Annotated in this window: 9 protein-coding genes; 5 read left to right on the top strand and 4 right to left on the bottom strand. The window is 34.8% G+C overall.

The window, feature by feature from the left end; genetic code table 11:
* Position 1: 1 nt before the first annotated feature.
* Together leuC and GCL57_RS00290 are read right to left on the bottom strand one after the other, a co-directional pair.
* Complete coding sequence (leuC, locus tag GCL57_RS00295) at positions 2–1,399, bottom strand: 3-isopropylmalate dehydratase large subunit (RefSeq protein ID WP_152211257.1); 1,398 nt, start codon at positions 1,397–1,399, stop codon at positions 2–4.
* A 10-nt stretch (positions 1,400–1,409) separates the two neighbouring features.
* A complete protein-coding gene (locus GCL57_RS00290; protein ID WP_152211256.1) occupies positions 1,410–2,999 on the bottom strand; it encodes a LeuA family protein in 1,590 nt (529 codons plus the stop codon).
* Positions 3,000–3,836: 837 nt separating this feature from the next.
* Between GCL57_RS00290 and GCL57_RS00285 the strand changes: the two genes are divergently transcribed.
* From GCL57_RS00285 to GCL57_RS00270, 4 genes are read left to right on the top strand one after another with little or no spacing between them, the layout of a single operon-like run.
* Positions 3,837–5,918 (top strand): SulP family inorganic anion transporter, encoded by a 2,082-nt coding sequence (locus tag GCL57_RS00285; protein ID WP_152211255.1) that lies wholly within the window; start codon positions 3,837–3,839, stop codon positions 5,916–5,918.
* Positions 5,919–5,935: 17 nt separating this feature from the next.
* Positions 5,936–6,835, top strand: a complete 900-nt coding sequence (locus GCL57_RS00280) for an SPFH domain-containing protein (RefSeq protein ID WP_152211254.1) — start codon at positions 5,936–5,938, stop codon at positions 6,833–6,835.
* Positions 6,832–7,779: an SPFH domain-containing protein gene (locus GCL57_RS00275; RefSeq protein ID WP_152211253.1), complete on the top strand. Its 948-nt coding sequence runs from the start codon at positions 6,832–6,834 to the stop codon at positions 7,777–7,779. The genes GCL57_RS00280 and GCL57_RS00275 overlap by 4 nt, the downstream gene beginning before the upstream one ends.
* A gap of 52 nt (positions 7,780–7,831) precedes the next feature.
* Positions 7,832–8,278, top strand: a complete 447-nt coding sequence (locus tag GCL57_RS00270) for a hypothetical protein (RefSeq protein WP_152211252.1) — start codon at positions 7,832–7,834, stop codon at positions 8,276–8,278.
* A 17-nt stretch (positions 8,279–8,295) separates the two neighbouring features.
* Here GCL57_RS00270 and tpiA read toward each other — a convergent pair whose 3' ends face one another.
* A complete protein-coding gene (gene tpiA, locus GCL57_RS00265) occupies positions 8,296–9,090 on the bottom strand; it encodes a triose-phosphate isomerase (RefSeq protein ID WP_152211251.1) in 795 nt (264 codons plus the stop codon).
* Between the two features lie 58 nt (positions 9,091–9,148).
* Positions 9,149–10,357, bottom strand: a complete 1,209-nt coding sequence (locus GCL57_RS00260) for a phosphoglycerate kinase (protein ID WP_152211250.1) — start codon at positions 10,355–10,357, stop codon at positions 9,149–9,151.
* 129 nt (positions 10,358–10,486) lie between these two features.
* Here GCL57_RS00260 and GCL57_RS00255 point away from each other — a divergent pair, with 129 nt between their 5' ends.
* Positions 10,487–11,641, top strand: a complete 1,155-nt coding sequence (locus GCL57_RS00255) for a mannose-1-phosphate guanylyltransferase (protein WP_161597513.1) — start codon at positions 10,487–10,489, stop codon at positions 11,639–11,641.
* The last annotated feature ends 11 nt before the right edge of the window (positions 11,642–11,652 follow it).

The following is an 11,652-nucleotide window of genomic DNA, read 5'->3' as shown; positions in this document are numbered from 1 at the left end:
TTTAAAAAAACTTAATTGGAGAACTGATTTTTCCCTCAATTGCACTCGCAATAACTGTTGCTGGCGATGCTAGGTGAGTGTAACTCCCAGTTCCCTGCCTACCTACAAAATTTCTGTTTGTTGAACTGATGCATCTCTTGCCCGCTGGTACCTTATCATCGTTCATGCCAAGACATAGTGAACAGCCAGGCATCCGAAAATCAGCACCTGCATCGATAAAAATTTTATCAAGACCTTCTTTTTTTGCCTGCTTAAGAACATTTTCAGAACCTGGAACTATGAATAAAGTTACAGATGGATGCACCTTTTTATTTTGGATTATTTTTGCACAAATTCTCAGATCCTCTATTCTTCCATTTGTGCACGATCCAATAAATGCCCAATCAATTGGGACTCCTTCTAAATTTTCACCTCCTTGCAATTTCATATATTCCAGTGCCTTTGCATACATAACTTTTTCTGGAGGAGAAATTTCAGAGTCTTTTGGTATTGCCTTTGTAATTCCAATAGCTTGAGAAGGATTGGTTCCCCATGTAATCATGGGTTCAAGCGATTGCACATCAATGCTGATTTCGTGATCATAGAAACAACTCTCATCACTTCTAAAGGAATCCCAATATTGCACCATTTCATTCCAATTTTCTTCATGGGGCGCATATGATTTTTGTGACAAATATTGATAAGTGATAGAGTCAGGTGAAATCAATCCTGCTTTAGCGCCACATTCAATACTCATGTTACAAATTGTCATGCGCTCTTCCATACTCATTTGTTGAATCACTTGTCCTGTGTATTCAATTACAAAACCAGTGCCGCCGCCAATACCAATTTGAGAAATCAACTTCATAATAAGATCTTTGGCAAAAACACCTTTTTGCATATTCCCCTTAAATTCAACTTTCATAACTTTTGGTCTACTTAATAATAAACATCCGGAAGCTAAAGCATGTGATAATTCAGAGGTACCAACTCCAAATGCTAAAGTACCAAAAGCACCATGAGTCGCTGTATGAGAATCACCACAAATAATCGTCATTCCTGGTTGAGTGATTCCAAGTTCAGGCCCAATAACATGTACAATTCCTTGGTAACCACTTTCAAAATCATAAAAAGCAATATTATTTTTATGAGCATTCTCTCTTAAAAGTTCAACCTGATTTCTTGCTGCAGCGTCATAAATTTCTGTTCTATTTTTCCGAGTTGGAATGCTGTGATCAATTGTAGCAATACATTGATTTGGAAACATAATATCTATATTTCGATCTTTTAGAGTTTGAAATGCTTGCGCAGAAGTCACTTCATGTAAAAAGATAAAGTCGATTGCACAAACAGATAATAGACCAGAAGTCTCATCGATCAAATGTGAGTCCCAAATTTTTTCAACAATATTTTTTTTCATCACACTTTCCTTAATTTCTCTGAATATAGTTTTTTTGAATATACATTTTATTTGCTGCATCAATCAATGATTTTAATGCGGAAAGTTCAATATCTAAATCCTCGCCAGATCCTATAAACATATTATTATTGCTATCCTCAATAATTGTTTTTGAGGAACTTATAGAATTTACTCCTTCACTTAATGATTGACTCGAATATTTTCCAACTCTAAAATCAGGTATAAACCCAGAAATAGCATTGTATAAGGCAGTAAATGCTGAGCCATCTTTCCCAACCGTAAATCGATACTTTTTATTTTCACCAAAAAATTCTCCAGATATTTCTATAGAATTTTCATTTTCACTTTTTGCATAATAAAAATTATTTATTTTTATGGGTTTTCTAAAATCAAGATATGAATTTATTAATTCACTATCCGTTATACCTTTTCTTCGTTCAGAGTGAACATCTTTTATATATTGAGCAATTTTTGCTTTCTCTTCTTCATTACAAATATATCCATGCTCTTCAATAATTTCTTTTGCATGATTACCTCCACTAAAAGGACCAAATAAAAATGAAATTTTTTTGCCGATTTCTTCTGGATCGAAAGGTTGATAGGACAATGGATTTTTAATAATTGCGTTGGTATGTCCCCCCGAAGAGTGCTTAGCTGCATTATCACCTGTAATGGGCCAGTGAGGTTGACGTGCCAGCATATTTAAACTTACGAAATCTGAAATAGTCTGTAATGAATCTATTTTTACATTTGTTTCATATTCAATTTGATTTTTTCCTTGAGAACCAAATTTTTTCAAATACATAATACTCTGTTCTAAAGAAACATTTCCCGCTCTTTCCCCAATACCATTAAAACATCCTTCCACTTGAGTTGCAGGCCCCATAAAAACAGCGTTCATTGAGTTTTCAAGAGCAAGTCCAAAATCATTGTGGCAGTGAGTCGACCAAGTGATATTTCTATCTGGGAATTCTCTTTCCATTATATTTGCATGTAATTTCATTTTCTCTACAAAATAATCATCACCTTGTAATTTACAAGCTCCACCAATTGTATCAGGACAATTGATAATTGTAGCACCTGCTTCAATGGCAGCTCTAATAACATCTGTCACAAATGAAAAATTTTCTCCCATGCGAGAATATCCTTCAGGACTAAATTCAACTTCAACCCCTGAGTCACATGCGATTTTAATATAATTATAGACATCAAGTGTCATTTGTTCAAAATTTCTACCATAATCTCCAAGTGCCGAAAGAAGTTGTGGATCGACGGGCAAATACGTGTGTAAACGTGCTTTTTGATGAATTATAAGTGGCTCAAGAGCACGCACAGTGGTTTCAATTTGATTTTCTCTTAATTGACACAATGCCGCAATAATAGGGCTTGTGTCTTTATTAGAAATTTCTTTTGCCACAGTATTGACTATTAAAAAATCAAGTTTACTTGCACTGGGAAAACCAACTTCTATTATATCAATATTTGCATTAGCAGCAAGCTTTGCATATTCAATATTATTTTCAAATGACATACCTGCCCCGGGACATTGCTGTCCATCTCTCAAGGTTGTATCGAAAATTTTAATCTGCTTTTTTTGCATAACAAACTCCATCGCCTTTCATATCTAAATATAAAAGTATTTTTAGATAATAATATTGTAAAAACACGGCAAATATAAATTAACAAAATAATTATTTATATTTTTTGATATTAAGTTTTATATTGATTGATTTAATAATGTAGAGAGAGGAGAAGGAGTGTGAATAGATTGGAAGTAGAGTTTTGCACTGAGATACTTATTGAAAAATTTGAATTTACTTGTTTACTCTTCATATTTTTTCACCTCATTTTTGTCTACAAACCATTAAGTACTGGTCAGTCATACAAATAGATGTATCATAAGATTTTTTTTATGTAAAGATTTTAATAATAATATTCTCTTAGCAAGTTGACCACCCATCCTATCTCATGTTGTTATAACATTAAAAACTTAAGAACCTTTTTTTCACTCTTAAGTCGATTAAAAAAATTTTTGAATTTAAGAAATTCTTTTTTTAATTTTAAAATTAATTGTTTAATTTTTTTTTTGCTCAATCCATATCAAAAAATTCTATATCGTCAATTAAATAGCACCACTTCCTAATTTATTATTTCCACGCTATAACTTAATCAAAAGTATTAATAAATTGAAGTGGAGTATATCATGTTAAACTATAAAAACTATAAAAATTATAATACTTTATTTCACAATATCTTTTCTTTTACATCAAGAGCAAAAACTATAAAAACTGTTTTTGTTCTAGAAAATATTTAAAACAAAATCATGCGCAATTTTAATCAATAATTTTACCCTGAAATATTATGAAAAGCAATTAAAAACTTATAACATAACTTCAGGTTTTACATTTTGATTTTAACTTAAACATATGGACTTAAAATGAATAAAAATTTAAATGCTCCTATTTCAAATAAATTCATAATAAATAACTCAGATTTAATAAGACGGAAAAACATAAATCCAGTTAAATTTAATATCAAAAAACTATTTAATATAAATGAACTCGCTTCTGAATTAGGAAAAAATTGGTTTGAAATGATCAAAGGAAAAGGAGCCTTACAAGATATTTTAGCTGCAGTTACAGTTGCTTCAGTAGCTTTACCATTAAATATTGCACTCGCTGTTGCATGCGGGCTCCCTGCAAGCACAGGACTTCTTGCAGGTGCCATTGGCGGTGGAATTGCCGCAATCTTTGGAGGTTCATCTCTACAAGTTACAGGCCCAGCTGCTGCACTAAGTTTTATGATTCTAACAATAACAAAAGGTTATGGGCCAATTGGAGTTGCAGCAACTTGCTTCATTGTTGGCCTTATCCAAATAATCTTATGCACCATTCAAGCAGGAAAATTTATTAAATATATACCTGAAGCTGTACTTGTTGGCTTTACGACAGGCGTGGGTTTAAAACTCTTAGACAGCCAAATACCTGAATTACTTGGATTTAATTACTCCGTACTTGAAATTGCGCAAATCTTTCATAAAACAGATTGGCTTAAAGATGTCTCTTGGTTAGCGGTCGTCAGTGGCCTTCTCGTTGCATTGCTTGTTACATCTTGCAAACAGTTTAAACGATTTCCTGCAGCATTTGTTGGAATTGTTATCGTAACAGAAGTCTCAACTCGATTAAATTGGAACATAGAACGAGTGGGCTTAGTGCCTTCCATACTACCTATGCCAAGTTTTCCAATTGTTTCTTTAGACAAATGGATTCAACTCTTTATTCTTTCACTTCCCCTTGCTTTTCTAGCATCTATTGAATCACTTTTGTCAGCACAGGCAATTGATCGTATTGCGCAATCTCAAAAACCCCACAACTCAAATCTCGAATTATTTGGACAAGGCATTGCGAATATAGGATCAGGACTTGTAGGTGGAATGCCTGTTTCAGGAGTGATCGTCCGCTCAAGCGTAAATGTACAGTGTGGCGCAAAAACAAGGCTTTCATCTTTATTGCATGCAGTTATTATATTGATATCAATTTTTTACTTAAGTGAAACGATGGCTTCCATACCACTGGCTGCTTTGGCGGGATTGCTTTGTGTTGTAGGATTAAGGCTTGTTGAATTCAAAACTTTTTTCCATCTGCTAAAAAATAATAAATTTGAAGCAATTTCTTTTCTATTTGCATCGTTTGGTACTGTAAGTGGTCACCTTTTATGGGGTCTAACTATTGGAATTATAGTATTTTTTATAGGAAAATGGCTTAAAAAACCTGAAAAGAAATCAACTGAAAGACAAACACATACTAAAAATATTAGGGGAATCATTGCCGCTAAAAATAAATCTTTTCAAAAAAGACCAACTCACTATGACCTTCCGACGGATAATACAAATTGGTTAACCCAAATAAGAGAAAAAGCTTATATCACTGCCTCCGCTTTTGTTCATCATAAAGCTTCGATAATAGGGAGGGTAGTATTAGGGGAACACGTTCATATTGCGGCAGAAAGCTCTATTCGTGCCGATGAAGGAACACCTTTTTATATTGGTTCAAACTCAAACATACAAGATGGAGTCGTTATCCATGCACTCAAAGAAAAATGGGTGAATGTTGGCAGTGAAGATTGGGCAGTGTATATTGGTGAAAATGTTTCAGTTGCACATCAAGCACTCATACATGGTCCATGCTATATTGGGGATAAATCATTTATTGGGTTTCAAGCAATTGTCCACGATTCTATAATTGGTTCACATTGTTATATTGGAATTGGGGCTATCGTAGTTGGTGTTGAAATTCCTAATGGGCGTTATGTCCCACATGGTTTAGTTATTGATTCTCTCGAAAAAGTAGAACTGCTTCCTCAAGTCACAGATGCTCATTTAAATTTTAACGAGGACGTTGTGGATGTTAATAAAGGATTGGTTACAGCATATAAGAAACACAATGGTAACTTATTGCGTTCAAAAAATTTGCACGAAAACACACTTAAAAAATGGCGGATTGCCACCAATAAATTTTAAATAAAGGAATAATACGAATGTCTGAACATATGTTTATTGGTTTGTTAATGGGCTTTGCACTTTATCTTTTATACATTACTAAAAAATGTCGTTTTCAGGTAAATGAGGGAAGCATTGCAGTTTTAACAAGTTTTGGGAATGCTTTATTCTTTAATAGTTCCGATCGCCTTTTAAAAACATTTTCTCCTGGATTGCATTTTAAGTGGCCTTGGCAAAAAGTACATAAAGTGTCAGTAATGGAGCAAATGCTTGAATTATCTGATAATGAAGGATCTTCGCAGGCAATGGCTTCAGATGGCACTCTCTTAAGACTCGACGCAAAATTAAGATACAGTCCTATAAAACAAGATCTTTATGAATATTTATTTACAATGGAAAATCCAACAGAGCATATAAAAAGTCTATTTACTTGTTTGCTACATAATGAAATTGCAGGTTTTGAAAATAAAACATCAACTCAAAATGAGAGTACAACTTCTAAAGAGATGACACAGACCCAAGTCAGCTCATACGCAGCAATAAGAAAAGAACGATTTCTATTAAATCAGCACATATATGAATTTTGCACACAACATATTGGAGAACGTTATGGAATTCGCTTTGATGGAATTGATATCACAGATATTCTTCCACCGGATGAACTCGCTCAAGCATTAAATGGAGTCATCAATGCTCAAAGTGAGGCTCAACGCTTTTATGCTCAGACAGAAGGAGAGTGCGAACAACGCTTGATAGCAGCAAAGAAAGGTATAGCAATAGCACGTGCAAAAGCTAAAGCAGTTGAAGAAGAAATCAATACGATGGTACAAGTGCTTTCCGAATTACAAAAAAATAGAACATTACAGATGTATGTTGAAAGACGTAAAACTGAGGTGTTTTCTGAAGCTCGCTTATCTTATATAAAGAGGCCAATATGAATCATGATTTCCTACAACTTATTTTAGGTATAATTTCTGGCTCCATAATCATTCCTTTAATTATTTTAATAAGCAGATCATTTTATATACAAGTTGAAAATGAAACAAATGTATTATTGTGTCGTTTTGGAAAACTTATTAAAATTTATCAAGAGCCAGGAATTCATTTATGTTTTGAAAAAATATTACCTACAACTCAAACAATAGTTGTTTCTTTAAAAAAGGATTTTAGGCGTTTTGAAGAAATTCATGTCAATGATTGCAGAGGAACAACAATAATAATTGATCTTTGGATTGAATTTAAAATTCTTTATCCAGAAAAGGCCGTGTTTCAAGTTGAAAATTTAGAAAAATCATTGCAAAGTATTTTAACAAGCACAGCAACATCAATTTTAGGTACATTTGAATTTAAACAAATTTTAAGTAACAGAAACGCACTTAATCAAAAATTAAAAGATGAAATAAAAAATGAAACCTTGCGATGGGGAATCGTGATTGATCTTATTTTCATTAGCAAACTAAGTCTGTTACCTGAAGTTTCACAACAACTCTTCGATGCAGTAGCAGCACGTTTGGAAAAAGCAAAAGCTGACATTGAAGAGGTTGGAAGATTAGATGCTCAATTGCTCGAAGCAGAAACCTCTTCACAGGTTGCAGCTCTCATTGCGGAAGCAAAGGGACAATATAGTTTGAGTATTGGAAATGCTTATTATAAACTATCACAGAATCCTGAACTGTTTGATGCCTATAAAAAACTCTATGAGTTTTCACTTTTAAAGCCGCACCGTACAGTTGCCTTTCAAGGTTTTGGCGCAGAGGAATTGACTTCTATGGAGGCAGCTATGACTCTTGTAACACTGCCCGAAGAATCTATAGTTAATAATTCTTCAAATCAGAATGTTTTTGGGCAAAACTCTGTTCATAGAGTGATGAGCAATGCCTAGGAAATATAATCTTTAGTTCATGTCTTCATTTATTTTTCATAGGAGATTTTTTATGAAATTCATTTTAAAGATATCTTTCCCAATAATTTTAGGTTTAACTTTAATAAGTGCAAAATCAAAATATTCTACCAAATGGAATATAAGTAACAATAGCAAAGAATCCATCATTTTATCTTGTAAAAATAAAGCAGAAAATGGTCCTAGTATTTCAATGACAACAAAAAAAATAGAACCCAAAATGACTCAAATTTATGATTGGGGTGATACCTATTATAATGATGGTCTCTGGCTGAATGCAGGAACTTGGCAATGCAGCCCACAAAAGAATGAAGCTCTAAATACGAAAGCACTTGAAACTTTTAGCACCGATTGGGGTGAGTCCATTTCACTTGTGCTGAGCCATTCAAAAGGTGAACTTACTTTAACAAAAGTATTAAATGGCGGATCTGCTGCAATTGCAGGAAAGGACTCCGCAAATGTTAAGACAAAAGTAGATTAATTTAATTAATAATTACTTTAATCACATTTTTCACAGAGATCAGAAAAATCTTTTGCAATTAAACTTGCACCACCCACCAAGGCACCATCAACATCAGGACATGCCATGTAATCTTTTACATTGTTTAATTTTACGCTTCCCCCATAAAGAATTTGTAAAAGCGAGCTTGTTTCTTTATTAAAGCTTGCAGACAAAACCTCACGAATAAAAGCATGAGCATCTTGTGCTTCAACAGGTGAAGCAGCTTTCCCCGTGCCAATAGCCCAAACAGGCTCATAAGCAAGAGAAAGAAGTGGGGAAGATGGATTTGATCCTATAAATTCATTTGCGCTGCGAATACCAGAAGCTTCAATCGCTTTTTCAATTTGCCTTGTTAAAACTTGTTTTAACATGCCGCTCTCACGCTCTGCAAGAGTTTCACCAATGCATAAAACAGCTTTCATGCCTGAACGAACAAGAGCCCCAACGCGTTTCCCAGCAGATTCATCGGTTTCACCAAACATTTGTCTTCGCTCACTGTGCGCTACTAAGCTTCCATTCACTAAAATACTTTGGAGCATACCTGTTGATATTTCCCCCGTAAAAGCACCTTCATTTGCCCAGTGCGCATTTTGTGCAAATAAAGTAACAGAATTTTGTGTTCTTCTTGCTAAATCAGCAAGGAACACACTTGGCGCAGCAATACCAACATCAATATTTAATTTTTTTGTAGCAATTAATTTTGCAAAGTCAGAAAATTCAGAGCTTGCTTGGCTTGCGCTCTTAAACATTTTCCAATTGCCAATGACCATTTTTTTACGTTGCATTGTCATTTTATACCCCAATATATTTAAAAAAGAAATATCCTTACAGCTATGTAAAGATAAATAATTATTTCATTCTTAAAACACGAATTCCAGGAAGTTCTTTACCTTCTAAAAGCTCCATGCTTGCACCACCACCGGTCGATACATGTGTTACTTTATCTTGCATTTTAAATTTAACAATTGCTGCAGCAGAATCTCCCCCACCTACAATTGTTATCCCTTCACACTTGGTCATAGCTTCTGCAACAGCCTTTGTTCCTTTAGAAAAGGCTTCAAATTCAAAAACACCCATCGGACCATTCCAAACAACAACCTTGCTATTTTCAATAACTTTAGCAAAGACTTCTGCAGAACGAGGGCCAATATCAAGTCCCATAAGTCCTTCTGGTATATCAGCGGCTCCAACAGGAACAGGTGTCACATTCTCTGAAAACTCTGCGCCACAAAGATGATCTTCTGGCAAATAAATTTTCACATTACGCTTTTCAGCAGCTTTAAATATTTCGTCTACCAGAGCAAATTTATCGGGCTCTACCCTAGAATTACCAATATTTTTGCCCTTACATTTTAAAAATGTATAGGCCATTGCGCCACCAATAATCATGTTATTTGCAATTGTTGTGAATTTACGCAAAATATCAATTTTATCAGAAACTTTAGATCCACCAAATACAGCAGTTACTGGTGCTTTTGGAGCACGGAAAGCGTCTTCAAGGAATTGCATTTCTTTTGCGATTAAAAAGCCAGCAGCTCTTTTCTCGAGCGGAAAACATTCAGGAACAGCGACCATAGAAGCATCGGCTCTGTGACATGTGCCAAAGGCATCATTTACATAAAAATCAACACCACGTGCTAATTTATTTGCAAAACCTTCATTTCCTGCTTGCTCTTCTTTGTGAAAACGTAGATTTTCTAAAAGAATAATTTGATTAGGTTTTAGATCGTACACAATTTTTGAAAAACCATCTTCAATAAAGTCTTGCGCAAGAACTACATCTACATTTAAAAGTTCTGCAAGGCGAGTGCCCACGGGAGCTAAGGAAAATTCATTTTCAAATCCAGTTCCCTTTGGTCTGCCAAGATGTGAACAAGCAATGATTTTTGCATTTTTCTCAAGCAACCACTTAATTGTTGGGAGAGCCGCTTGAATGCGCGTGTCATCGGTGATTTTTCCATTTTTTAGTGGGACATTAAGATCGAGACGTAAAAAAACAGTCGATTGAGAATTTGAATCAAAATTAAGATCTTCGAGAGTGCGAATACGATTTGCCATTGGCGAGCCCCTTTCCATAATGCATGCAGCCCAATTCAATGGAAAGTAAAGATCTCTTGAAGAGCTTTGTCAAACAGTTGAGAAAATGCTTTGCTTATGCGACAACTCAACCTCGAGAGGAACCCATTTATGGGAAAAACCTTTATTAAAAACACATCCGAATGGGAGGGCAGAATGGCTCAACAAGATGTATTTGAAAAAGATCACAATATTTATTCAATTATCTTATGTGGCGGTTCAGGAACACGTCTTTGGCCTCTCTCAAGAAAATCATTTCCGAAACAGTTTTTAAACCTTGGCGGTTCAAAAAAATCACTCTTAGAACTTTCAATTGAAAGAGTAAAAAATATTTCTCCTATCAGTCGGAGATGGCTTGTCACAGCCCAAGGCCAGGAAAATATTTGTACCAACCAAGTTTCTAAGCAAATTTCAAGAGTAATCATAGAGCCGCAGGCACGCAATACCTCACCTGCAATTGCTCTGACCGCTTGGCGACTCATGCAAGAAGATCCTGATTCCTTAATGGTTATTTTGTCTTCAGACCATGTTATTCAAAATATTCGTTCCTTTGAACAGACTGTTTCAGATGCTATTCAACTTGCAAAAAATAACTTTTTTGTAACCGTTGGCATTCAACCAACCTACCCAGCTACGGGTTTTGGCTACATTGAACAAGGACTTCCCTTAGATAAAGACGGAAATATACTTTCACCGCAAAAATTAACTGAAGTCACTGCAACAGGCTACAGCGTACGCAGTTTTCGTGAAAAACCAAATCAAGCTGCAGCAGAACAATTTTTAAGAACAAAAAAGTATTTATGGAATGCTGGAATATTTGTATGGAAAACCAAAACTTTTTGGAATGCTTTTTCGCATATTCAACCTGAAACAGCCTCATTAATTGAGTCAATTACGAATGAGAACTTAAGTGAAATCTATGCAAAACTAGAAAATTCACCTATTGATATTGCATTTATTGAGCAAACCAGTCACGTGGCTTGTGTTCCTGCAAATTTTGACTGGAATGATGTTGGCTCGTGGGCTGCAGTGCGTGAATGTTTTGAACAGGACAGTCAAGGGAATACGATTTCTGGGGAAAGTTTTGTGCATGAAACAAAAAACAGCGTGATTCATACATCAGGACCGTTTGTCTCTGTTGTAGGAATGGAAAATGTCGCGGTTATTGCAACCCACGATGCTGTTCTCGTAATGCCCTTATCACGCAGTCAAGATGTTAAAAAAGTAGTGCAATACCTCGAACAAAAAAATAGTAAGTTACTTTAATTTTCTGGAGC

The organism is Fluviispira multicolorata (genome assembly GCF_009208585.1).
Taxonomy (GTDB): domain Bacteria; phylum Bdellovibrionota_B; class Oligoflexia; order Silvanigrellales; family Silvanigrellaceae; genus Silvanigrella; species Silvanigrella multicolorata.
The sequence above is the reverse complement of the archived record's forward strand: the minus strand, read 5'-3'. Positions and strand labels throughout refer to the sequence as shown.